Origin of the sequence: Acidovorax sp. BLS4 (genome assembly GCF_032929295.1) — a bacterium.
In the GTDB taxonomy this organism is placed as follows: domain Bacteria; phylum Pseudomonadota; class Gammaproteobacteria; order Burkholderiales; family Burkholderiaceae_C; genus Paracidovorax.
The window spans coordinates 1,649,077-1,671,346 of record NZ_CP136797.1; the positions used below are offsets into that span (position 1 = coordinate 1,649,077).

Genomic DNA, 22,270 nt, shown 5'->3' on the forward strand with positions numbered 1-22,270 from the left:
CGGCCCGCGCCATGCCGGGAAGCCGGACTCAGTTGAGGAACGATTCCGCGGGAAGAATCTGCTCGAGGTTGCCCGGCAGATTCACCAGCGAGTCGGCGGCCTGCACCGCCTCGTCCGGTACCAGCGTCATGGCGGTGGCAGCCACCGCGAGAAGCACTGTCACCGTAAAGGCTGCGAAAGCGCGGGTTCCGGAGTGGATTTTGCGTTTCATGACAGAGTCCTTTAAAAGGGGTGGGCCTTGCACGGCGGTGGGAGTGAACGCATTACACCGCTTGCCTTCGGGCCGGGTCTGTCAGACAAGGCCTTTTGGAAGGCTGTTGCGACGACAGTTACGGTTGGTTGCGCTCCGTTGACGCAAGTCAACGGTTTTGGGTTCCATTCACCCAGGCGTCAGCCGCCGGGCAAGCGCCGACGCCGTCAAGGCGGTGCCGTCAGGCCATTGGTCCGCCACCTCGCCGTGCATCCAGCAGGCTGCCATGGCCGCATCGAAGGCGGCGCTTGGCGCGTCGGACGCCGCGGCCAGCCGCGCACCCACCAGTCCCGCCAGCACATCCCCCGTGCCGCCCGTTGCCAGGCGTGCGTTGCCGGTCGGATTGATGCAGGGCGTTTGCCCCGCGGCCGCGATCACGCTGCCCGACCCCTTGAGCACCACCGCGCAGCCGAATTGGTCCGCCAGCCGGCAGGCCGCAGCCAGCCGGTCGGACTGCACGCCTGGCGTGTCCACCGCCAGGAGCCGGGCCGCTTCCAGCGGGTGGGGCGTGAGCACGGTGTGCCGGCCCGGCTGCGCCGCTCGATCGCGCAGCGCCTTCGCCAGGGACGGGTCGCCCGCCACGGCATTGAGCGCATCCGCATCCAGCACCAGGCGGTGCGCCTCGGCCAGGACCTTCGGCAGCACCGCCCGGATGGCCTCGCCCCCGCCGCATCCGCAGACCACGGTGCCTTGCTCCAGGTGCAGCGCGTCGAAGCGCCGGAACATGCATTCCGGCTGCATGGGGTCGAGGGACAGGTCGGCCCCGTCCAGCAGGGCCACCATCACCCGCCCGGCGCCCGCGTGCAGCGCCGCCGATGCCGCCAACAGCGCTGCGCCCGCCATGCCCATGCCCCGGGCCCGCAGCCCTTCTCCGCCCACCACCGCCACATCGCCGTAGCTGCCTTTGTGACTGGCATGCGCGCGGTGGGCGGGCGGTGGCGCTGCCGCCAGCCAGGCGCAGGGCGCCACGTCCGTCGCGCCGCGGCCCAGGTCGTCGAACCAGACCTGTCCGGCCGCGTCGCGCCCGTTCCCGGTGAACAGCCCGGGCTTCAAAGTGAGCAAGGCCAGGGTGTGCCGTGGCGACGCCGCGGCGCCAGGCGGCGGCGCCAGTCCGTCCGCGAACTGGCCCGTGTCGCCCGACAGGCCGGAGGGCGTATCGACGCACAGCACCGGCGCCGGTGTGGCATGCAGTTGGGCCAGCAGTTGCTGCATGCGTGGGTCAGCCGCGCGGGATTTGCCGCTGCCCGCCAGGCCGATGCCCAGCAGCGCGTCCACGCACACGTCATCGGGCCCCATGCCCGGCGGCGGGCCATCGGAAAAAACGACACCCGCGGCCGCGGCACGCCGATAGGACGCGAGCGCATCGGGGGGCACCGTGTCCGGCCGGCCCAGCCAAGTCACCGTGGCGATACGCCCCGCCCGGTGCAGGTGGAACGCCGCTTCCAGGCCGTCCCCGCCGTTGTTGCCCGCACCGCAGACCACCCATGCGTTGCGCGCGTGCGGGGCGATGGCCTGGGCCAGCCGGGCCACCGCCCAACCGGCCCGCTGCATCAGGGTGTGCGGGGGGCATTGCGCTGCCAGGGCCTGTTCGATCCGGCGTGTGGCCTGTGTATCGAACAGGGGATGGGGCCGATCGGCCGTGATCCGGCGAAGGGCGGGCTGCGGCGCTGTTGCTGCGGGCGGCTCGGAGCGCATGGCGTCGGGTCCGGCTCAGAAGCGGCGCAGCGCGAAGTGCTGCAGATCCACCTCGGGCGCGCGCTGGGCCATCAGGTCGGCCAGGGCCCGAGCGCTGCCACTGGCGAGCGCATAGCCGCAGCCGCCATGGCCGGCGTTGACCCACACCCCCGGCAGGCCGCTCGGACCCACGACCGGGGCACCGTCCGGCAGGGTGGGGCGGGCACCACGCCACACCTGCACCTGGCCCGACGAAACCTGCACCCCGCCGGGAAACCAGCCGGAGATGGCTTGGTAGAGCGTTTGCAGCGTGGGCGCATGGTGCGCGCCATCGCCCCGGCCGAGTTCTGTGCCACCCGCGATGCGCACACGTTGGCCCTGGCGCGTGATCGTCACCCGGTGGAGCGGGTCCACGACCGATCCTTGCGGGGCATGGGAGTCTTCGCGCACGGGCGCGCTGATCGAGTAGCCGTGGAGCGCAGCCATCGGCAGCTCGGCACCCAAGGGGCGCAACAGCGCCGCCGCCGCCACGCCAGCGCAGACGACGACGGCATCGAACCGGCGGGGCAGCGTCTCGCCGGCGATCCGGAGACCCGCGGGCGCCGCATCCAGCCCGGTGACCTGGGCATTGAAATGGAACTGCGCCCCGCGCTCCTGCGCGGCATAGCGCAGCATCTGGGCGAAGAGGCGGCAGTTGCCGGACTCGCCATCGGGAATGTGCAGGGCGCCGATCAGGGGGGTGTCGGGGGACAGGCCTGGCTCGATCTGGCGGGCGGTCTCGGCATCCACGTCGTGGATGACCATGCCCGCGTCCCGCAGCAGTTGCAGGGCCGGCTGCACGTGCGCCAGGTCTTCGACTGTGCGCAGCAGGACCAGCGCGCCGCGGCCGGTTTCCGCGTCCACCTGCAGCTGCTCCGACACCCACCGCATGCGCGCCTGGCTGTAACGGCCCAGTTGCTCCAGTGCGGAAAGGGCCATCGGAAGGGCCGGCGAGCGGCCAGCCTTGCGCCAACGCCAGAGCCATCGCAGCTCGGAAGCCGTTACCCCTTTCGCGAGCCGCACCGCCGCATGGCGTCCCCACAGCCGGGTGCTTTGCGGGCCACCGATGCTGGGGGCCGCCAGGGGAATGAGAAGGGCAGGTGACGACAGGCCGGCATTGGCGAAGCTCGATTCCTCCGCCGCGGCGCTGCGTTGTTCGAAAACCGAAACCTCGTGGCCGTCGCACGTCAGTTCGTAAGCAGTGGTGACGCCGACGATCCCGGCGCCCACGATGGCGATGTGCATTTGGTTTCTGAGTTCTTTCAGGCACCGGCGCTAATGGACACTGCGCTGGCTGCTACTGTTTTTGTGTTTTCCAAGGGCCTGTTTCCAGGCGGGCCCTGCCGGCGCCGGCCGCGCCGATGGCGCAAGGGTCCGTTTGGGCTCGGTCAATCTGCCATGCTAGAATCTTTGGGTTTTGCTGGTGGCTGCGCAGTGCGTGGCCGACAACCTGGCAAGACAAATCGCAAACCAGCCCTTTCAAGGTGCTGCCTTCTTCTTGCAAGCCGGCAGTTATTGGGGCTGGATTTTAGACCCAACCTTCGGAGAAATTCTCATGTCCGTCACCATGCGCGAAATGCTGGAAGCCGGTGTCCACTTCGGTCACCAAACGCGTTTCTGGAACCCCAAGATGGCCCCGTACATCTTCGGCCATCGCAACAAGATCCACATCATCAACCTGGAAAAGTCGCTCCCGCTCTTCCAGGACGCCCAAAAGTTCGCCAAGCAGCTCACCGCCAACCGCGGCACCATCCTGATGGTCGGCACGAAGCGCCAGGCCCGCGAAATCCTCGCCACCGAAGCGCAGCGCGCCGGTGTGCCCTATGTCGACCAGCGCTGGCTGGGCGGCATGCTGACCAACTTCAAGACGGTCAAGACATCCATCAAGCGCCTGAAGGACATGAAGGCCCAGCAAGAAGGCGGCCTGGACGCCATGAGCAAGAAGGAACAGCTCACCTTCACCCGCGAAATGGAAAAGCTGGAAAAGGACATCGGCGGCATCCAGGAAATGAATGCACTGCCCGATGCCATTTTCATCATCGACGTGGGCTTCCACAAGATCGCCGTGGCTGAAGCCAAGAAGCTGGGCATTCCGCTGATCGGCGTGGTGGACTCCAACCACTCCCCCGAAGGCATCGACTATGTGATCCCCGGCAACGACGACTCGGCCAAGGCCGTGGCCCTGTATGCCCGCGGTATCGCCGACGCGATCATCGAAGGCCGTGCCAATGCCGTGAACGACGTGGTCAAGGCCGTGGCTGCCGAAGGCTCTGACGAATTCGTGGAAGTGGAAGAAACCGCTGCCTGATTCCCGGCCGCGCGACCTGTCGCGAATGAAAGCGGGGCTCCTGGTTAGCCCCCTTTTTTTTAGCCCGAATGCTGTAACGAACTGAACTGAGACTGGAGAAAAAGATGGCTGCAATTACCGCAAGCATGGTCGCCGAACTGCGCGCAAAGACCGATGCCCCCATGATGGAATGCAAGAAGGCCCTGACGGAAGCCGAAGGCGACCTGGCCAAGGCGGAAGAGCTGCTGCGCGTGAAGCTGGGAACCAAGGCCGGCAAGGCCGCCGCCCGCATCACCGCGGAAGGCGTGGTCGCCAGCTACATCGACGGCACGACCGGCGGGCTGATCGAAGTGAACAGCGAAACCGACTTCGTGAGCAAGAACGACAGCTTCCTCGCGCTGGCCAAGGCCGCTGCCGAACTGGTGGCCAAGCACAATCCCGCCAACGTGGAAGCCCTGGGTGCCCTGCCTTACAGCCAGGACGGCTTCGGCCCCACCCTGGAAGAAGTGCGCAAGGGCCTGATCGGCAAGATCGGCGAGAACATGTCGTTCCGCCGCTTCAAGCACTTCTCCGGCAACAAGCTGGCCTCCTACCTGCACGGCACCCGCATCGGCGTGGTGGTCGAGTTCGAAGGCGACGAAACCGCTGCCAAGGACGTGGCCATGCACATCGCGGCCATGAAGCCGGTCGCGCTGACCAGCGCCGACGTGCCTGCCGACCTGATCGAGAAGGAGCGCTCGGTCGCCGCTGCCAAGGCCGCGGAAGACAAGGCCAAGGCGGAAGCCGAGGGCAAGGCCGTACAGTCCGACGAAATCGTCAGCAAGCGCATCGAAGGCGGCGTGCAGAAGTACCTCAAGGAAGTGTCCCTGTTCGACCAGGTCTTCGTGAAGGCCGCCGACGGCAAGCAGTCCGTGGGCCAGATGCTCAAGGGCGCCAACACCACGGTCAAGGCGTTCACGCTGTACGTGGTCGGCGAAGGCATCGAGAAGAAGGTGGACGACTTTGCTGCCGAAGTGGCCGCCCAGGTGGCAGCCGCCAAGTCTGCCGCTTGATCGCAGACCCCATCGCCACCTCACCCGCCATTCCATTGCCCCACGGAGAAGTCCCCATGTCCATCGCTGCACCAGCCCACAAGCGCATTTTGCTCAAGTTGTCTGGCGAGGCGCTCATGGGGGACGATGCCTTCGGCATCAACCGTGCCACCATCGTCCGGATGGTGGAGGAGATCGCTGAGGTCACCCGCATGGGTGTGCAGGTGGCCGTGGTGATCGGTGGTGGAAACATCTTCCGCGGCGTGGCCGGCGGCTCGGTCGGCATGGACCGCGCCACCGCCGATTACATGGGCATGCTGGCCACGGTCATGAACGCGCTGGCACTGGCCGACGCCATGGACAAGCAGGGACTGACTGCGCGTGTGATGTCGGCGATCGCCATCGAGCAGGTCGTCGAGCCCTACGTGCGCCCCAAGGCCCTGCAATACCTGGAAGAGGGCAAGGTGGTGGTGTTCGCCGCCGGTACTGGCAATCCCTTCTTCACCACCGACACCGCGGCAGCGCTGCGGGGTGCCGAAATCGGTGCCGAGGTGGTTTTGAAGGCGACCAAGGTGGACGGTGTGTACACCGCCGATCCCAAGAAGGACCCAACGGCGACCCGCTACACCAAGCTCACGTTCGACGAGGCCATGTCGCGCAATCTGGGAATTCTGGATGCGACGGCGTTTGCCCTGTGCCGTGACCAGAAGTTGCCGATCCGCGTGTTTTCCATCATCAAGCACGGCGCGCTCAAGCGCGTGGTCATGGGTGAGGACGAAGGCACGCTGGTGTACGCTTGAGCGTTGGGCGCGCTCCGGCGCGCCTGGCTTCATGCTGAGGAGAAAAACATGACCATTGCCGATATCAAGAAGAATGCAGAAACCAAGATGGACCAGTCCATCGTGGCGTTCAAGAACAATCTGTCCAAGATCCGCACCGGCCGCGCCAATCCAGCGCTGCTCGATTCCGTGCAGGTCGAGTACTACGGCTCGTTCGTGCCGTTGTCGCAAGTGGCGAACGTGGCCCTGATCGACTCGCGCACCATCAGCGTCCAGCCCTGGGAAAAAGGCATGGGTGCCAAGATCGAGAAAGCCATCCGCGAAAGCGATCTGGGCCTGAACCCCGCTTCCATGGGCGACCTGATCCGCGTGCCCATGCCTCCCATGAGCGAAGAGCGCCGCAAGGAAATGACCAAGCTCGCGCGCAACGAAGGCGAGAGCGCCAAGATCGCCGTGCGCAATCTGCGCCGTGACGCCAACGAAGCCGTCAAGAAGCTGGTCAAGGACAAGCTGGCCTCCGAAGACGACCAGAAGCGTTCGGAAACCGAGATCCAGAAGGTCACCGACAAGCACATCGCCGAAGTCGATGCGCTGGTGTCCGGCAAGGAACAGGAAATCATGGCGGTCTGATCCCCGGTTCCGGGAATCGATCGTTGCCCTGCATGTCCGCCTCTTCGGTCATTCCGCACCACGTTGCCATCGTCATGGATGGCAATGGCCGCTGGGCCACGCGCCGTTTCCTGCCGCGGCTGGCGGGGCACAAGCAGGGCGTGGAGTCTCTCAAACGCTGCGCGCAGGCCTGCGTGGAGCGGGGCGTGGCCGTTCTGACGGTGTTCGCTTTCTCTTCGGAGAACTGGAACCGGCCTGCCGATGAGGTCTCGGGACTCATGGACTTGCTGGCCAAGGCGCTGTCCCGGGAAGTCCCCCAACTGCAAAAAGACGGAGTGCGCCTGCATTTCGTGGGCGAGAAAGCCGGGCTGTCGGAGAAGGTGCGGGCGGGCCTGCGCCAGGCCGAGCTGGACACCGCGCACAATACCCGCCTGGTCCTGAACGTCTGCTTCAACTACGGCGGCCGTTGGGACATCGCGCAGGCCGCTGCGGCCGTCGCGGCGCGGGGCGAGCCCATCACCGAGGCCAGCCTGCATGCGGCCATGGGCCTGGCGCACGTGCCGGATCCGGACCTGGTGATCCGCACGGGTGGAGAAATGCGCATCAGCAATTTCCTGCTGTGGCAGTCTGCCTATTCCGAGTTCTACTTCAGTGACCGGCTTTGGCCGGACTTCGACGGCAAGGCCCTGGATGAGGCCATTGCCGCCTTCAATGCCCGAGAGCGCCGTTTCGGCAAGACATCCGAGCAAATATTGGCGTCGTCACCTGCCTCGCTGCAGGTCTGAAAGGGCTTTTCCATGCTTCGACAGCGCGTCATCACTGCCATCGTCCTGCTGGCCATTTTGCTGCCTGCGCTTTTTTACCCGTCTCCGTGGCCCTTTGCCACGGTCATCCTGGTCTTGATGGCCGCGGGTGCCTGGGAGTGGGGTCGGCTTCAAGGGCTGGGCTCTGGCGCGGCCGTGGGGGTGGGGGCCGCTTGCGTCGCGCTTTGCGCGGCGAGCTGGTCAATGGGCTGGCTGCAGCAACCGCTGGCCTGGCTGTGGACCCTGGGTGGCGCCGCTTGGGTGCTTGTCGGCGCCTGGATGCTGCGCGCGGGTGTCCAGGGCTGGCCCCAGGTTCCCAAGGCCGTGCGGCTGGTCGGCGGCGTGTTCGTGCTGTGGCTGGCGTGGCTGGCCGCGGTGCAGGCGCGCATGGCGGGCATCAATTTTCTGATGTCGATCCTGGTTCTTGTCTGGGTGGCAGACATCTTTGCGTATTTCGCAGGCCGGGCCTTCGGCCTGCGCTTCACCAAGAACAAGCTGGCCCCCTCGATCAGCCCCGGCAAGAGCTGGGAAGGCGTGTGGGGCGGCATGGCCGGTGTGGTGGTTCTGGCGGTGGCCTGGGTGGTCGCCGACGCGTCTGCCAGTGCATCGGTCGCGAGTTTCTATACCCACCTGTTCGCGCGCGGCTGGTGGCTGCTGTTGCTGGGTGCCGTGTTCATGGCGGCCATGAGCGTGATGGGCGACCTGACCGAGTCCCTCGTCAAGCGCAGCATCGGCGCCAAGGACAGCAGCGGTTTGTTGCCGGGCCACGGCGGCGTGCTCGATCGCGTGGATGCGCTGTTGCCTACCTTGCCGCTGGCCATGATGTTGACCCACTTCGCTTCCGCATGAAACAACGCATCACGGTCCTGGGATCCACGGGGTCCATCGGTACCAACACCCTGGATGTGGTGGCACGCCATCCCGAGCGCTACGAGGTGTTCGCCCTGAGCGCTGCCACGCAGGTCGACGCCCTGCTGGCGCAATGTGTCCGTTTCCAGCCCCGCTTCGCCGTGATGGCCAGCGCGCCGCATGCGCGCCTGCTGGAGGAGCGGCTCGCGGCGCATGGTCTGGCAACGCGGGTCTTGCAGGGCCCGGACGCGCTGGACACCATTGCCTCCCACGAAGAGGTGGACGTGGTGATGGCCGCCATCGTCGGCGCTGCGGGCCTGGGCCCCTGCCTTGCGGCGGCCCGCGCCGGCAAGCGCCTGCTGCTCGCCAACAAGGAGGCGCTGGTGGTGGGCGGTGAGGTCTTCATGTCCGCCGTCCGGGAGGGCGGGGCCATGCTGCTGCCGATCGACAGCGAGCATTCGGCGATCTTCCAATGCCTGCCCGAAGACCCGCAGACCTGGGCCCGCCGCGTGGACCACATTCTGCTCACCGCATCCGGCGGGCCGTTTCGCACCCGGGCGCCGGCCACGCTGCGCGATGTCACGCCGGAGCAGGCCTGCGCCCATCCCAATTTCTCGATGGGGCGAAAGATCTCGGTCGATTCGGCCACCATGATGAACAAGGCCCTGGAGGTCATCGAGGCGCGCTGGCTCTTCGATCTGGCGCCGGAGCAGATCAAGGTGGTGATCCATCCGCAGCAGATCATCCATTCCATGGTCCAGTTCGTGGATGCGTCGGTGCTGGCGCAACTGGGAACGCCGGACATGCGCGTTCCGATCGCCTGCGGGCTGGCCTGGCCGGAGCGCATCGAGAGCGGAACGCCGCGGCTGGATTTTTCCACCCTGTCCGCGCTCACCTTCGAGGAGGCCGATGCCACCCGCTTCCCGGGACTGCACCTGTCCTGGCAGGCGCTGCGCGCGCAAAGCGGCACCACGGCGGTGCTCAATGCCGCCAACGAGGTGGCTGTGGCCTCGTTCCTGGAGCGCCGCATCCGTTTCGATCAGATTCATCGGCTGAACCTTGCAACTCTGGAGGCGGTGACACCCTCCAACCCCGAATCGCTCGGGGCCCTGCTGGCGCTGGATGCCGAAGCACGGTCCGTCGCTCTGCGCAGTGCGCAGCGGCTGGCCGCCTGAGCCATCGCCTCCGGGCAGAAAGACACCATGTTGCTGACCGTCATTGCCTTCATCGTCGCGCTGGGCGTGCTCATCGCCGTCCATGAATACGGCCACTACCGCGTAGCGGTCGCCTGCGGCGTGAAGGTGCTTCGTTTTTCGGTGGGTTTCGGCAAGCCCCTGCTGCGCTGGCAGCCCAAGGGATCGCCCACGGAATTCGTCATCGGCGCGTTTCCCCTGGGCGGGTATGTGCGCATGCTGGACGAGCGCGAGGCTCCCGTCGAAGCCCATGAGCGCCACCTGTCGTTCAATGCCAAGCCGTTGCGATCCCGCGCTGCGATCGTGGCGGCGGGTCCGGCGGCCAATCTGCTGCTTGCCGTGCTGCTGTACGCCGCAGTGAACTGGATGGGCGTGGAGGAGCCGAAGGCGGTTCTCGCCAGCCCCGTGCCCGGGTCCGTGGCCCAGAAAGCCGGCCTGCAAGGCGGCGAGCTCGTGCTGGAAGCGGCCCTCGGCAACGAAGAATCCGAGCCGGTGCGATCCTTCGAGGACCTGCGCTGGCTCCTGACCCGCGGTGCGCTCGACGGCACCGACGTCCGCCTGCAGGTGCAGCCGTCGCCCGGGGCGCCGCAGCGCCAGATGGTGCTGGAACTCGCCCAGTTCGATGCCCGGGAAGCGGACGCGCAGCTGTTTCGCAAGATCGGCATCGTGGGGCCGTGGACACGGCCCGTGCTCGGCGAGGTGGTCCAGGGGGGGGCGGCGCAACGCGCTGGATTGCGGCAGGGGGACTTGGTCGTTAGGCTCGGTGCGACGAATGTGGTGGATGGCCAGCAGCTGCGGGAGCTCATCCGTGCATCGGTCAGTGGCGGGGTGGCCGTATCCCAGCCGTGGCGCATCGAACGTGGCGGCCAGACCTTGACGCTGGATGTGCTGCCGGACTTGCACAGCGAGCCTTCCGGCCCGGTCGGACGCGTGGGAGCGTTCGTGGGCGCTCAGCCAGAGTTCGTTACCGTGCGGCACGGGCCGCTCGAAGGATTGTGGAACGGAGTGGTGCGCACCTGGGAGGTGTCGGCCCTGACCCTGCGCATGATGGGGCGCATGGTGATCGGCGAAGCCTCGCTCAAGAACCTCAGCGGCCCGCTCACCATCGCCGATTACGCGGGCCGTTCGGCCAGCATGGGGCTCACGCAGTACCTGGTGTTTCTGGCCCTCATCAGCGTGAGTCTGGGTGTGCTGAACCTGCTTCCGCTGCCGGTTTTGGACGGTGGGCACCTGATGTATTATCTTTGGGAAGGCGTGACCGGCAAGGGCGTGTCCGACGCCTGGATGGAGCGATTGCAGCGCGGCGGCGTGGCGGTGCTTCTCCTGATGATGTCCATCGCCCTGTTCAACGATATCACCCGGCTTTTTGGCTAACCTTTTTGCCGCGCGCGTTCACCGCGCGGTACCAGTTCACTCATGAAAAAACAATTCAATCGCTTGGGCGTGCGCAAGGCTTGTGCCGTGGCCGCCATGGTTTTTGCTGCCAATGCGGCATGGGCCCTGGAGCCGTTCAAGGTGCAGGATATCCGGGTGGAGGGTTTGCAGCGCGTCGAGCCGGGCACGATCTTCGCATCGATGCCGCTTCGGGTGGGTGACGACTACAACGACGAGAAGGGCGCTGCGGCGATCCGTGCGCTGTTCGCGCTGGGCCTGTTCAAGGATGTGCGCCTGGAGGCCAGCGGCAACGTGCTCGTGGTGGTCGTGGAAGAGCGTCCCACCATCGCCGACGTGGACTTCGCCGGTGCCCGCGAATTCGACAAGGACACGCTCAAGAAAGCCATGCGCGATGTGGGCCTGACCGAAGGCCGGCCTTTCGACAAGGCGCTGGCCGACCGCGCGGAGCAGGAGCTCAAGCGCCAGTACATCAACAAGAGCCTGTACGGCGCCGAGGTCGTGACCACGGTCACCCCCATCGAGCGCAACCGCGTCAACCTCACGTTCACCGTGACCGAAGGCGAGCCCGCGCGCATCAAGGAAATCCACCTGGTGGGCAACAAGGCCTTCAGCGAATCGACGCTCAAAGGGCTGTTCGACCAGGACACGGGCGGCTGGCTCAGCTGGTACACCAAGTCGGACCGCTATTCCCGCACCAAGCTGAACGCCGATCTGGAAACCCTGCGTTCCTACTATCTGGCGCGCGGCTACCTCGAGTTCCGTATCGACTCCACGCAGGTGGCCATCTCCCCGGACAAGCAGGACATCACGATCACCGTCAACGTGACCGAAGGCCAGCGCTACGTGGTCTCCGGCGTGAAGATCGAAGGCAATTACCTGGACCGCGACGACGAGTTCAAGTCGCTGATCACCATCCAGCCCGGCGAGCCCTACAACGCCGACAAGGTGGCCGAAACCACCAAGGCATTCACCGACTACTTCGGCAATTTCGGCTTCGCGTTCGCGCGTGTCGAAGCGGTGCCCGAAGTGGACCGCGAGAACAACCGCGTGGCCCTGGTGCTGCGCGCCGAGCCGGCCCGCCGTGCCTACGTGCGCCGCATCAACGTGAGCGGCAACAACCGCACGCGCGACGAAGTGATCCGCCGCGAGTTCCGCCAGTACGAAGCCTCCTGGTACGACGGCGACAAGATCAAGCTGTCCCGTGACCGCGTGGACCGCCTGGGCTTCTTCACCGAAGTCAATGTGGAAACGCAGGAAGTGCCGGGCTCGGCCGACCAGGTGGACTTGGTGGTGAACGTGGCCGAAAAGCCCACCGGATCGCTGCAGCTGGGCGCAGGCTTCTCGAGTGCGGAAAAGGTCTCGCTGTCGTTCAGCATCAAGCAGGAGAACGTGTTCGGTTCGGGCAACTACCTCGGGGTGGACGTCAACACCAGCAAGTACCGCCGCACGCTGGTGTTCAGCACCACCAACCCGTACTTCACGAGAGACGGCATCTCGCGCACGCTCGATCTTTACTACCGCACCGACAAGCCGTACGAGGACCAGGGCGGCAACTACGAGCTGATCACCGCCGGTACCAGCGTGCGTTTCGGCATCCCCTTCAGCGAAACCGATACCGTGTTCTTCGGGGGCGGCCTCGAACAGACGCGGATCAAGCTGGGCACCAACATTCCCGCCGCGTACCTGTCGTATGCCACGACCTATGGTTCCAGCAGCACCGCGATTCCGCTCACGATCGGCTGGTCGCGCGATGACCGCGACAGCGCCTTGGCACCCAATTCGGGCCGCTACCAGCGCCTGAACACCGAATGGTCGGTGGCCGGCGATGCGCGCTATGTCCGCGGCAATTACCAGTTCCAGCAGTATGTGCCGCTGAACAAGAAGTTCACCATGGCCTTCAACAGCGAGTTCGGCTGGGGCAAGGGCATGAACGGTCGGCCGTTCCCGGTGTTCAAGAACTACTACTCGGGCGGCCTGGGCTCCGTGCGCGGTTTCGACCAGGGCACGCTGGGTCCACGCGACGTGACGGGTGCGTCGCTGGGCGGACCGAAGAAGGTCACGCTCAATGCCGAGTTGATCGCACCGTTCCCAGGTGCGGGCAACGACCGCACGCTGCGCGTGTTCACTTTCGTGGATGCGGGCAACGTGTATGGCGAAGATGAAAAGGTCACCCTCAGCGACATGCGTGTCTCTGCCGGCCTGGGCCTGAGCTGGATTTCTCCGCTCGGTCCGCTTCGCCTCGCTTTTGCGCAACCGGTGCGCAAGTTCGCCGGCGATAGAATCCAGAAACTGCAATTCCAGATCGGAACGTCTTTCTAATGAAATCTCTCTCCCGCCATATTCCCCTCGTTCTCTTGCTGGGCACGCTCGGTGCAGCCGTGCCTGCACAGGCGCAGGAGTTCAAGGCCGGCTTCGTCAACACCGACCGCATCTTCCGCGAGGCCAGCACCGCCAAGGCGGCCCAGGCCAAGCTGGAGCAGGAGTTCTCCCGTCGTGAGAAGGACCTCGTGGAGCAGGGCAACAGCCTGAAGTCCGCCACCGAGAAGTTCGAGCGCGAAGCGCCCACGATGGCCGAGAGCCAGCGCACGGCCCGCCAGCGCCAGCTGGTCGACCAGGACCGCGACTTCCAGCGCAAGCGCCGCGAGTTCCAGGAAGACCTGGGCGCCCGCAAGAACGAAGAGCTGGGCCAGGTGCTCGAGCGCGCCAACAAGGTCGTCAAGCAGGTCGCCGAGGCCGAGAAGTACGACGTGATCCTTCAGGAAGCCGTCTACATCAACCCCAAGCACGACATCACCGACAAAGTGATCAAGGCACTGAATGCCGCTGCTGCCACGCCCGCCAAGTGATGGCCGTCGGCTGACGGGGCGCGCGGCGTGAGCCTCTCTCTGGGGCAGATCGTCGATGCGCTGGGCGGCACGCTGGAGGGGGGCGAGAGGGACGGAGAGATCCGCCGCATCGCTCCCCTGGAGTCTGCAGGTCCCGGTGACCTGGCTTTTTTAAGCCATCCGCGCTACCAGCAGCAACTGGCCGCCTCCCGGGCGGCCTGTGTCATTGTGGCGCCATCGATGCGCGAGGCCGGGCTGGCCCGGGGGCCGTGCATCGTCGCTGACGAGCCGTACGTGTATTTCGCGCGTGCCACGCAACTGTGGAAGCGCGTGCACGCCGTGGCCGTGCCGCAGGGCATCCATCCCAGCGCGGTGGTGGACCCGGACGCCACGGTGCATCCCACGGCCTTCATCGGCCCGCTGTGCGTGGTGGAGCGCGGTGCGCGCGTGGGTGCAGGCACGGTGCTCAAATCGCGGGTGACGCTGGGCGAGGACTGCCACATCGGCGAGCGCTGCATCGTGCATGCCGGCGTGGTGATCGGGGCCGACGGCTTCGGCTTCGCTCCGCAGGGCGGCGAGTGGATCAAGATCGAGCAGCTGGGGGCCGTGCACATCGGCAACGACGTCGAGATCGGCGCCAACACCTGCATCGACCGCGGCGCACTGGAAAACACGGTCATCGAAGATGGCGTGAAGCTCGACAACCTCATCCAGATCGGCCACAACGTGCGCATCGGCCGGCATTCCGCCATGGCGGGGTGCGTGGGGGTGGCGGGCAGCGCGACCATCGGCGCGCATTGCACGGTGGGGGGCGGAGGCATCGTGCTGGGGCATCTCGAATTGGCCGACCACGTGCACGTGTCGGCGGCCACGGTGGTCACGCGATCGCTGACCCGGCCGGGTCAATACACCGGCATGTTCCCCATCGACGAAAATGCGAAGTGGGAAAAAAACGCGGCCACGCTCAAGCAGCTTCACAGCCTGCGCGAACGGATCAAGGCCCTCGAACAAACTCGAAAAGACGGTTAGACCGCATCTTCCAATGATGGATATCCACCAAATTCTCAAGCTCTTGCCGCACCGCTATCCGTTTCTGCTGGTGGACCGCGTGGTCGAACTCGAAAGGGGCAAGCGCATCCAGGCGCTCAAGAACGTCACGATCAACGAGCCTTTCTTCACGGGGCATTTCCCGAGCCGGCCCGTGATGCCCGGCGTGCTCATGCTCGAGGCCCTGGCGCAGGCCGCGGGCCTGCTGTCGTTCGACATGATGGGCGAGGCGCCCGGCGACGACAAGGTGTTCTATTTCGTCGGCATCGACGGTGCGCGTTTCAAGCGCCCCGTGGAGCCGGGCGACCAGCTCATCCTGGAAGTGGATCTGGACCGTATCAAGGGCGGCATCTACAAGTTCAAGGGCCTGGCACGCGTGGGCGACAGCGTGGCCTGCGAGGCCGAGATCATGTGCACCATGCGCACCGTGGGCTGACGCTGCGAGGGCAGGGCGGCACGTGACCAGCAGCATCCACTCCACAGCCATCGTCGACCCCGCAGCGCGGATCGACGCCTCCGCGGCCATCGGCCCCTATGCGGTGATCGGCCCGCACGTGACGATCGGTGCGCGCACCTCGGTGGGCGCGCACTGCGTCATCGAAGGGCGCACCACGATCGGCGAAGACAACCGGATCTTCCAGTTCGCCTCCCTGGGCGCCGCGCCGCAGGACAAGAAGTACGCCGGCGAGCCCACCGAGCTGCGCATCGGCGACCGCAACACGATCCGCGAGTTCTGCACGTTCAACACCGGCACGGCGCAGGACCGGGGCGTGACCACGATCGGCAACGACAACTGGGTGATGGCCTATGTGCACATTGCCCACGACTGCGTGGTCGGCCACCACACCGTTCTGGCCAACAACGCCACGCTGGCCGGCCATGTGCACGTGGGTGACCACGCCATCATCGGCGGCCTCACGGGCGTGCACCAGTTCACCAAGGTGGGCGCGCATGTCATGGCGGGGTTCGCCAGCCACATCTCGCAGGACGTGCCCCCCTTCATGATGGTGGACGGCAACCCGCTGTCCGTGCGCGGGTTGAACCTTGAAGGCCTGCGTCGGCGCGGATTCTCGGCCGACCGGCTCGCCGCGATCAAGCAGGCGCACCGCCTGCTGTATCGCCAGGGCCTCACGCTGGACGCGGCGCGGCAGGCGATCGCCGAGTTGCCGTCGGTCCACGGCGAGGCCGCGCCCGACATCGCGCTGCTGCTGGATTTCATCGCCAACTCCTCGCGCGGCATCGCGCGCTGACCGCGATGGCGCCTTCCCTCCAACCGGCACCGCGCATCGCGATGGTGGCAGGCGAAACCTCTGGCGATCTGCTGGCGGGCCTGCTGCTCGACGGCCTGCAGGCACAGTGGCCGGGCGTGGTGGGGCAGGGCATCGGCGGGCCACAGATGCAGCGGCGGGGCTTCACAGCCTGGTGGCCCAGCGAGCGCCTGGCCGTGCACGGCTACAGCGTCGAGCTGCTGCGCCGGCTCTGGGGCATCGTGCAGATCCGCAAGCAATTGAGGCGGCGGCTGCTTGCGGACCCGCCGCAGGTCTTCATCGGCGTGGATGCGCCCGACTTCAACCTGGGGCTCGAATCCGACCTGCGCGTGGCCGGCATCAAGACGGTGCACTTCGTGTGCCCTTCGATCTGGGCCTGGCGTGCGGAGCGCATCGACAAAATCAAGCGCAGCGCCGACCACGTGCTGTGCATCTTCCCGTTCGAGCCCGCGCTCCTGGCCCGCCACGGCATTGCGGCCACTTACGTCGGCCATCCGCTGGCGAATGTGATTCCCATGCAGCCGGACCGCGAGGCGGCGCGTGCCCGGCTTGGGCTGGCCCGCGGCGACGAGGTGTTGGCCATCCTGCCGGGCAGCCGTTCGGCCGAGGTGGACTACATCGCCACGCCGTTCCTGCGGGCGGCGGCCTTGCTGCGCCAGGCGCGCCCGGCGCTGCGCATGGTCATCCCGGCTGTGCCGGCGCTGCGTGCGCGCATCGAGCAGGTGGTGCGCGAATGCGGCATGGCCGAGGCCGTGCAGGTCGTCGAAGGCCAGTCGCACACCGTGCTGGCGGCCTGCGACTGCACACTGATCGCCAGCGGCACGGCCACCCTGGAGGCAGCCCTGTTCAAGCGGCCCATGGTGGTCGGCTACCACATGCACCCCATCAGCTGGCGCCTCATGCGGCGCAAGCAATTGCAGCCGTGGGTGGGGCTGCCCAACATCCTTTGCGGCGAATTCGTCGTGCCCGAGCTGATCCAGGACGCCGCCACCCCCGAGGCGCTGGCCGCGGCCGTGACGCAGTGGCTCGACGCGCCTACGCAATCTCCCGACACGCTGGCGGCGCTGGAGCAGCGCTTTACCGCACTGCACGAAACCCTGCGCCGCGACACCCCCCGATTGGCCGCCGATGCGATCCAGAAAATCCTTGCCGCCTGAGCAGGCGGCCCTGCCGTGGCATCCCCCGGGCCTGGTGGCCGGGGTGGACGAGGCTGGGCGCGGGCCGCTGGCCGGCCCGGTGGTGGCCGCCGCCGTGATCCTTGACGATCTGAATCCGATCGCCGGTCTGGCCGATTCCAAGACATTGACCGCTGCGCGCCGCGAAGCGCTGTACGACGAGATCCGCGCCAAGGCCCTGTGCTGCGCGGTGGCCGAGGCCAGCGTGCAAGAGATCGACACCATCAACATCCTGCAGGCGACCATGCTGGCCATGCAGCGCGCGGTGCAGGGGCTGCGCCTGAAGCCCGTGCGCGTGCTGGTGGATGGCAACCGTCTGCCCGTGCTGGAAGTGCCCGCGGACGCCATCGTCAAGGGCGATGCGCTGGTGCAGGCCATTTCTGCGGCGTCGATTCTGGCCAAGGTCACGCGGGATCGCTGGTGTGCGCAATTGCACCTGGAATATCCCCAATACGGCTTTGCCGGCCACAAGGGATATGGGACGGCCGAACACATGGCGGCGCTGCAGCAGCATGGCGCTTGTCCGTACCACCGCCGCTCGTTTTCGCCCGTGGCCGCGGCCCTCGTGCGGGGCAACGCGGCGGTGCTCCCAATGCCTGCGGTGCCTACCGTGGATGGAGGGCACGCGTTGCCGGCGCCGCGGGGCCTGGTGCAGTCGGAGTGGCAACCGGCATGACCTCGGACAACGTCACCTTCGTTCAGTCGCGCGACAACGCGTTCGTCAAGGACCTGCGGCGCCTGGCGCAGGACAGCAGCGCTTACCGCAAGCAGGGCCGGGTATGGCTGGAAGGCGACCACCTGTGCCGTGCGGCGCTGGCCCGGAGGCTGCAGCCGGCGGTGGCCGTGTATGCGGAGTCTTTTTGGCCTGAAGCGCAAGAAAGTTACCGGCATGCTGCTATCAAAAACATAGTAATCGCCGACCCTCTCTGGGCGGACGTGAGCGGCCTCGAATCCCCGGCGCGCATGGGCTTCGTGCTGGAGATGCCGGCGGCCGCCGCCTTGGTGCCCGGTGTGTCCACCGTGGTGCTCGACCGCCTGCAGGACGCCGGCAATGTGGGGTCCATCCTGCGCAGTGCATCGGCATTCGGTTTCGGACAGATCGCGGCCATCAAGGGTACGGCGGCGCTGTGGAGCGCCAAGGTGCTGCGGGCCGGCATGGGGGCCCACTTCGGCCTGCGGCTGGTGGAGGGGCTCGATGCGACGGACATCGATGCGCTCGGCCTGCCCCTGCTGGCGACCAGTTCGCACGGTGGGGAATTCCTGCACCGGGCGCAACTGCCCTGGCCTTGCGGCTGGATCATGGGGCATGAAGGGCAGGGCGTGTCACCGGCGCTGCAGGAGCGCGCGAGCCGCCTGATCCGCATTGCCCAGCCGGGCGGGGAAGAATCGTTGAATGTGGGTGCGGCGGCCGCGATCTGCCTGCATGCGAGCGCTGCGGCGGCGGAGACGGGCCGCACCTGACGGCCTGGCCCACAGGCTTTCAGCAGACGCTGGTCAGGGCGGCGGCGAGAGAGGGCGGTAAGCGCCTCGCAGCGCCGACCCTGCGGCTCGCGGCAAGGCCGCCCTGAGGGAGGGCGACCCGCCAGGGTCGTCAGGCCATTGCTTCTTCACCCGCCATCAGCTCTTCCTTGCGGGCTTCGAGCGTTTCGCGCATGGCCACGAGGTCGAGCTTGCGGGCGGCACGTGCCTTCGGAAAGATCTCGTTGCGCTCTTCCTTCACGTGGTGGTCGATGTACTCGCCCAGCACGGTCACCTTGGCATCGAACATTTCATCGGCGGCGCTGGCGGCCTCGATCTGCGCAATCAGGTCCTTGGCGCTGGCATGCTCCACTTCGGCTTCGGCGAGGAGGTCGGTGTCCTTGATGGCATCGCGCAGGGCGGGGTAGAAGATCTCTTCCTCGATCTGCGCATGCACGGCCAACTCGCGGCAGATCTGGCGCGCCAGTTCGAACCGCTGGGTGGCGGCCGCCTTGGAGCGGGACTCCATCAGCGATTCGTATTCCTTGAACATTTTCTTGACGGCGCGATGGTCCGCATCGAGCAGGGAGCAGGCGTCTCGGGGTGCACGGGTGGTGGTCATGGGATTTCCTTGTGGATGGTGTGTGTGGGGAAGGCCATGCTGCACGGGTGGTCTACCCCCTGCCGTAGGACGCCAAGCCACGGGCCTGCGCGGGTTCGCCTTCGGCCGACAGGCCGTTGGGGCAGGGCCATGGGCCCCATCGATCATTGGATTGGCTGCGGGGATCGTGCTGGCGACGCACGTTGGTCGCCACCGTTCAGCCGCTGGATGCCGGGATGCTGTGCAGCGCCGGCACACGCAATGCAAGGCCCAAAAGAAAAACCCCTGACTCTTGCGAATCAGGGGTTTCCATTTGGTGCCGGAGAGATGAATCGAACACCCGACCTTCTCATTACGAATGGAAAGGTGTGGCTTTATTTTGCTGGTGATTTATGGATATGATGCCTTTATTGGCACATTTTTGGCACAGTCGGCAGCGAGTAGCGTTTTCAATGGCAGCAATCAACAAGCGTGGTCCGTATCAGTGGCGGGCGCAGATCCGTAGGCATGGCTTTCCCCCTCTGAGCAAGACCTTCACCACCAAGGCCGAAGCCGAGGCTTGGGCGAAGATGAACGAGTCGGAAATGGCGCGTGGCGTCTGGGTCAGCAGGGGCGAGGCCGAGGCCACGACCCTTCATGAAGCTCTGGAGCGCTACGAGGAAGAGGTGACGCCAGGAAAGAAGAGTGCAGCCGGCGAGAAGTCGTTCTTGCGCATCTGGCGGGCCACCACGATGGCCAAGCGGCCGCTGGCGTCGATCCGCAGTGCGGACGTGGCCAAGCTGCGCGATGTGTGGCTCAAGGAGTACCAGCCGGCCACGGTGCTCCGGCGCCTCGCTGTGTTGTCCCACGTGTTCACTATCGCGCGTAAGGAATGGGGCATGGAGAGCTTGTCCAATCCGGTCGAGTTGGTGCGAAAGCCGCAGCCGGACAATGCCCGGACCCGCCGCATTGCCGTCCAAGTGCCAAAGGCTGATCCTCTGCAAGCGGCTGATGAGCCGGCTCCGCGTAACGCCAGCGAAGGGGAACTGGAGCGCGTCGTTGCGGCAAGTGGCTCGGTGATGCTGCCTGCGATCGTCAGGCTGGCCGTCGAAACGGCCATGCGACGCAGTGAAATCGTGGGGTTGCGATGGGAGCACATCGACCTGGATCGTCGGGTGGCGCATCTGCCAGCAACCAAGAACGGCAGCTCGCGTGATGTGCCGCTGTCCTCCCGTGCAATCCAAGTTCTCGCCGATTTGAAAGACGACGGGATCGATGCCAAGGAGGACGGGGAGGAGCCCGGCGAATCAGGCACCGACGACGGGGCAGTGTTCAGCATCCGCAGCGATGCCGTTACAAGGGCCTTTGAACGCGCTGTGACGCGTGCCCGCAAGGGCTACCTGCATGAGTGCAAGGAAAAGCGCCAGAAGCCCGATGCGCGCTACCTCACCGATCTGCGCTTCCATGACCTACGACACGAAGCCACTTCGCGCCTGGCCGAGATTTTTCCGCTGCATGAACTCACCAAGATCACCGGCCACAAGGACCCGCGAATGTTGATGAGGTACTACCACCCGCGGGCTGAAGACCTAGCCAAGCGGCTTGCATAGAGGATTCCATCCGTAGCTGGATATTTCGGCTGACGATCAGGCACCTCAAAGGCTAGTGGGGGTGATGTAAACTGATGCAATTTTTCTGAAGGCGTCCATGACCATGGCTAGGTCCATCCGTACGACAGTTTCGGTACCCGAAGAGTTGTACGCAGCGCTTGCGAAAGTCGCTGAGTCAAGCCATGTGTCAACTGCTTGGGTAATCCGTGACGCTTTGCGTCTGTATCTTGGCAAGCAGTCGGGCTCTGAGGTTGCGCTTAATCGCGGTCCGGCGCGGACGAAGCTAGCAAGCAAGAAAGTGATGAACGGATGATGCGCACCGAAGACTTTCGGAGCGCGGCCTGTTCAACACATGGGCAAGAATCGGTATTGGCCAGCGACAGCGGCAAGGCAAAGTCATCCCGAAACACGCTGCCGAAGATTGTCAGCCTTTTCTCAGGAGCTGGGGGATTAGATCTTGGCTTTAAGAATGCCGGATTCACTATCTCCGTTGCAATTGATGTATCCGACGCAGCAATCCGTACCCACAAGAAAAACTTTCCCCGCACCAAAGCGGTGGTGGGCGACTTGATCAAGCTGCAGCCAGTAGGTGTTCTTGATCACGTGAAAACCAAGCTTCAACCTGGACAGAGTATTGCTGTAATAGGCGGACCTCCCTGTCAGGGATTTTCGCGAGCGAATACCGGCTCGCTCAGTAGTGATCCGCGCAACCGTCTTCCCACGCTTTATCTTGAAATAGTGAAAGAACTTCAGAGCCTGTACAAGGTCGAGTTCATCGTGTTTGAAAACGTGCTCGGTATTCGCGATAAGAAGCATGTGCAAACTTACAAGGCATTGATTAAGGGAATCTCCGACCTTGGCTTTGAGGTTACAGAGAAGGAGTTGTGTTCAGCTGATTTTGGTGTGCCGCAGAACCGTCGACGCATCGTGCTCTCTGGTATGCGAGCTGGGCAAGGATATACCCAAGTAAAGCCGAGAAAACGCGCGGGGCTGCAAACGGTTCGCGAGGCTATCGGCGAATTGGAGGAGCCAGCTTTCTTCAGGTATGGCCTTGAGCCGAAGGATATCCCGGTGCATCCAAACCATTGGACGATGCAGCCAAAGTCTCCCCGTTTCTTGAATCCTGAAGTTGAAACTGGTGACGGGCGCAGCTTCAAGCGGTTGAAGTGGGGCGCTGCAAGCCCGACGATTGCGTTTGGGCATCGTGAGATTCATATCCATCCTGATGGACGCCGCAGACTCAGCATTTACGAGGCGATGCTGCTGCAGGGATTTCCGGAAAAGTTTGTGTTGGAGGGCAACTTGTCTGAACAAGTCGAGCAGGTGTCCAACGCGGTGCCTCCGCCACTTGCGCATAGCGTTGCACTGGCTGTTAAACGTGCGTTGGACGGTCGGTAG

Annotated in this window: 23 protein-coding genes; 19 read left to right on the plus strand and 4 right to left on the minus strand. The window is 65.4% G+C overall.

Annotated elements, in window-relative coordinates; genetic code table 11:
- Window positions 1–28: 28 nt before the first annotated feature.
- From R1Z03_RS07640 to R1Z03_RS07650, 3 genes are all read right to left on the minus strand, one after another.
- Complete coding sequence (locus tag R1Z03_RS07640; protein ID WP_272568478.1) at window positions 29–211, minus strand: hypothetical protein; 183 nt, start codon at window positions 209–211, stop codon at window positions 29–31.
- A gap of 168 nt (window positions 212–379) precedes the next feature.
- Window positions 380–1,945 carry an NAD(P)H-hydrate dehydratase gene (locus tag R1Z03_RS07645; RefSeq protein ID WP_317358384.1) on the minus strand — a complete coding sequence of 522 codons (1,566 nt, stop codon included), beginning with the start codon at window positions 1,943–1,945 and terminating at the stop codon, window positions 380–382.
- Between the two features lie 15 nt (window positions 1,946–1,960).
- Complete coding sequence (locus R1Z03_RS07650; protein WP_317358387.1) at window positions 1,961–3,208, minus strand: FAD-dependent oxidoreductase; 1,248 nt, start codon at window positions 3,206–3,208, stop codon at window positions 1,961–1,963.
- Window positions 3,209–3,518: 310 nt separating this feature from the next.
- Here R1Z03_RS07650 and rpsB point away from each other — a divergent pair, with 310 nt between their 5' ends.
- The 16 genes from rpsB to R1Z03_RS07730 all read left to right on the plus strand — a co-directional run bounded on the left by rpsB (window position 3,519) and on the right by R1Z03_RS07730 (window position 18,685).
- Complete coding sequence (gene rpsB / locus R1Z03_RS07655) at window positions 3,519–4,271, plus strand: 30S ribosomal protein S2 (RefSeq protein WP_272568482.1); 753 nt, start codon at window positions 3,519–3,521, stop codon at window positions 4,269–4,271.
- Between the two features lie 104 nt (window positions 4,272–4,375).
- Window positions 4,376–5,302, plus strand: a complete 927-nt coding sequence (tsf, locus tag R1Z03_RS07660; protein ID WP_284398757.1) for a translation elongation factor Ts — start codon at window positions 4,376–4,378, stop codon at window positions 5,300–5,302.
- A 56-nt stretch (window positions 5,303–5,358) separates the two neighbouring features.
- The gene (gene pyrH, locus R1Z03_RS07665; RefSeq protein WP_272568484.1) at window positions 5,359–6,081 is read left to right on the plus strand and encodes a UMP kinase; all 723 of its coding nucleotides are present in this window, start codon (window positions 5,359–5,361) and stop codon (window positions 6,079–6,081) included.
- A 48-nt stretch (window positions 6,082–6,129) separates the two neighbouring features.
- The gene (gene frr / locus R1Z03_RS07670) at window positions 6,130–6,690 is read left to right on the plus strand and encodes a ribosome recycling factor (protein WP_272568485.1); all 561 of its coding nucleotides are present in this window, start codon (window positions 6,130–6,132) and stop codon (window positions 6,688–6,690) included.
- A 32-nt stretch (window positions 6,691–6,722) separates the two neighbouring features.
- Window positions 6,723–7,454: a polyprenyl diphosphate synthase gene (gene uppS / locus R1Z03_RS07675; protein WP_284431490.1), complete on the plus strand. Its 732-nt coding sequence runs from the start codon at window positions 6,723–6,725 to the stop codon at window positions 7,452–7,454.
- A 12-nt stretch (window positions 7,455–7,466) separates the two neighbouring features.
- Window positions 7,467–8,321, plus strand: coding sequence for a phosphatidate cytidylyltransferase (locus tag R1Z03_RS07680; RefSeq protein WP_317358394.1), 855 nt, complete (start codon window positions 7,467–7,469; stop codon window positions 8,319–8,321).
- Complete coding sequence (gene ispC / locus R1Z03_RS07685; protein ID WP_284431492.1) at window positions 8,318–9,496, plus strand: 1-deoxy-D-xylulose-5-phosphate reductoisomerase; 1,179 nt, start codon at window positions 8,318–8,320, stop codon at window positions 9,494–9,496. Before R1Z03_RS07680 ends, ispC begins: the two co-directional genes overlap by 4 nt.
- A gap of 27 nt (window positions 9,497–9,523) precedes the next feature.
- Window positions 9,524–10,888 carry an RIP metalloprotease RseP gene (rseP, locus tag R1Z03_RS07690; protein ID WP_317358397.1) on the plus strand — a complete coding sequence of 455 codons (1,365 nt, stop codon included), beginning with the start codon at window positions 9,524–9,526 and terminating at the stop codon, window positions 10,886–10,888.
- A 42-nt stretch (window positions 10,889–10,930) separates the two neighbouring features.
- Entirely contained in the window at window positions 10,931–13,228 is a 2,298-nt protein-coding gene (gene bamA / locus R1Z03_RS07695) for an outer membrane protein assembly factor BamA (RefSeq protein WP_272568493.1), read from the plus strand.
- Entirely contained in the window at window positions 13,228–13,755 is a 528-nt protein-coding gene (locus R1Z03_RS07700; RefSeq protein ID WP_272568495.1) for an OmpH family outer membrane protein, read from the plus strand. Before bamA ends, R1Z03_RS07700 begins: the two co-directional genes overlap by 1 nt.
- 27 nt (window positions 13,756–13,782) lie before the next feature.
- Entirely contained in the window at window positions 13,783–14,763 is a 981-nt protein-coding gene (gene lpxD, locus R1Z03_RS07705; protein WP_317358400.1) for a UDP-3-O-(3-hydroxymyristoyl)glucosamine N-acyltransferase, read from the plus strand.
- A gap of 13 nt (window positions 14,764–14,776) precedes the next feature.
- Complete coding sequence (gene fabZ, locus R1Z03_RS07710; protein WP_092744676.1) at window positions 14,777–15,217, plus strand: 3-hydroxyacyl-ACP dehydratase FabZ; 441 nt, start codon at window positions 14,777–14,779, stop codon at window positions 15,215–15,217.
- A 22-nt stretch (window positions 15,218–15,239) separates the two neighbouring features.
- A complete protein-coding gene (gene lpxA / locus R1Z03_RS07715; RefSeq protein WP_284411994.1) occupies window positions 15,240–16,031 on the plus strand; it encodes an acyl-ACP--UDP-N-acetylglucosamine O-acyltransferase in 792 nt (263 codons plus the stop codon).
- Window positions 16,032–16,036: 5 nt separating this feature from the next.
- Entirely contained in the window at window positions 16,037–17,206 is a 1,170-nt protein-coding gene (gene lpxB, locus R1Z03_RS07720) for a lipid-A-disaccharide synthase (RefSeq protein WP_317358404.1), read from the plus strand.
- Window positions 17,178–17,900, plus strand: coding sequence for a ribonuclease HII (gene rnhB / locus R1Z03_RS07725; protein WP_317358406.1), 723 nt, complete (start codon window positions 17,178–17,180; stop codon window positions 17,898–17,900). The genes lpxB and rnhB overlap by 29 nt, the downstream gene beginning before the upstream one ends.
- Entirely contained in the window at window positions 17,897–18,685 is a 789-nt protein-coding gene (locus R1Z03_RS07730) for an RNA methyltransferase (RefSeq protein WP_317358408.1), read from the plus strand. Before rnhB ends, R1Z03_RS07730 begins: the two co-directional genes overlap by 4 nt.
- Before the next feature lie 130 nt (window positions 18,686–18,815).
- On the opposite strand, the gene R1Z03_RS07735 is transcribed toward R1Z03_RS07730, so the two are convergent.
- A complete protein-coding gene (locus tag R1Z03_RS07735) occupies window positions 18,816–19,304 on the minus strand; it encodes a hemerythrin domain-containing protein (protein ID WP_317358411.1) in 489 nt (162 codons plus the stop codon).
- 431 nt (window positions 19,305–19,735) lie between these two features.
- Between R1Z03_RS07735 and R1Z03_RS07740 the strand changes: the two genes are divergently transcribed.
- From R1Z03_RS07740 to R1Z03_RS07745, 3 genes are all read left to right on the plus strand, one after another.
- Window positions 19,736–20,872, plus strand: a complete 1,137-nt coding sequence (locus R1Z03_RS07740; protein ID WP_317358413.1) for a tyrosine-type recombinase/integrase — start codon at window positions 19,736–19,738, stop codon at window positions 20,870–20,872.
- A 103-nt stretch (window positions 20,873–20,975) separates the two neighbouring features.
- A complete protein-coding gene (locus R1Z03_RS24930; RefSeq protein WP_372588244.1) occupies window positions 20,976–21,185 on the plus strand; it encodes a ribbon-helix-helix domain-containing protein in 210 nt (69 codons plus the stop codon).
- Window positions 21,182–22,270, plus strand: coding sequence for a DNA cytosine methyltransferase (locus tag R1Z03_RS07745; RefSeq protein ID WP_317358415.1), 1,089 nt, complete (start codon window positions 21,182–21,184; stop codon window positions 22,268–22,270). Before R1Z03_RS24930 ends, R1Z03_RS07745 begins: the two co-directional genes overlap by 4 nt.

Coding starts and splice junctions, on each gene's coding strand:
- R1Z03_RS07640 (WP_272568478.1), bottom strand. CDS start 211: ATGAAACGCAAAATCCACTCCGGAACCCGCGCTTTCGCAGCCTTTACG.
- R1Z03_RS07645 (WP_317358384.1), bottom strand. CDS start 1,945: ATGCGCTCCGAGCCGCCCGCAGCAACAGCGCCGCAGCCCGCCCTTCGC.
- R1Z03_RS07650 (WP_317358387.1), bottom strand. CDS start 3,208: ATGCACATCGCCATCGTGGGCGCCGGGATCGTCGGCGTCACCACTGCT.
- rpsB (WP_272568482.1), top strand. CDS start 3,519: ATGTCCGTCACCATGCGCGAAATGCTGGAAGCCGGTGTCCACTTCGGT.
- tsf (WP_284398757.1), top strand. CDS start 4,376: ATGGCTGCAATTACCGCAAGCATGGTCGCCGAACTGCGCGCAAAGACC.
- pyrH (WP_272568484.1), top strand. CDS start 5,359: ATGTCCATCGCTGCACCAGCCCACAAGCGCATTTTGCTCAAGTTGTCT.
- frr (WP_272568485.1), top strand. CDS start 6,130: ATGACCATTGCCGATATCAAGAAGAATGCAGAAACCAAGATGGACCAG.
- uppS (WP_284431490.1), top strand. CDS start 6,723: ATGTCCGCCTCTTCGGTCATTCCGCACCACGTTGCCATCGTCATGGAT.
- R1Z03_RS07680 (WP_317358394.1), top strand. CDS start 7,467: ATGCTTCGACAGCGCGTCATCACTGCCATCGTCCTGCTGGCCATTTTG.
- ispC (WP_284431492.1), top strand. CDS start 8,318: ATGAAACAACGCATCACGGTCCTGGGATCCACGGGGTCCATCGGTACC.
- rseP (WP_317358397.1), top strand. CDS start 9,524: ATGTTGCTGACCGTCATTGCCTTCATCGTCGCGCTGGGCGTGCTCATC.
- bamA (WP_272568493.1), top strand. CDS start 10,931: ATGAAAAAACAATTCAATCGCTTGGGCGTGCGCAAGGCTTGTGCCGTG.
- R1Z03_RS07700 (WP_272568495.1), top strand. CDS start 13,228: ATGAAATCTCTCTCCCGCCATATTCCCCTCGTTCTCTTGCTGGGCACG.
- fabZ (WP_092744676.1), top strand. CDS start 14,777: ATGATGGATATCCACCAAATTCTCAAGCTCTTGCCGCACCGCTATCCG.
- lpxB (WP_317358404.1), top strand. CDS start 16,037: ATGGCGCCTTCCCTCCAACCGGCACCGCGCATCGCGATGGTGGCAGGC.
- rnhB (WP_317358406.1), top strand. CDS start 17,178: ATGCGATCCAGAAAATCCTTGCCGCCTGAGCAGGCGGCCCTGCCGTGG.
- R1Z03_RS07730 (WP_317358408.1), top strand. CDS start 17,897: ATGACCTCGGACAACGTCACCTTCGTTCAGTCGCGCGACAACGCGTTC.
- R1Z03_RS07735 (WP_317358411.1), bottom strand. CDS start 19,304: ATGACCACCACCCGTGCACCCCGAGACGCCTGCTCCCTGCTCGATGCG.
- R1Z03_RS07740 (WP_317358413.1), top strand. CDS start 19,736: ATGGCAGCAATCAACAAGCGTGGTCCGTATCAGTGGCGGGCGCAGATC.
- R1Z03_RS24930 (WP_372588244.1), top strand. CDS start 20,976: ATGGCTAGGTCCATCCGTACGACAGTTTCGGTACCCGAAGAGTTGTAC.
- R1Z03_RS07745 (WP_317358415.1), top strand. CDS start 21,182: ATGATGCGCACCGAAGACTTTCGGAGCGCGGCCTGTTCAACACATGGG.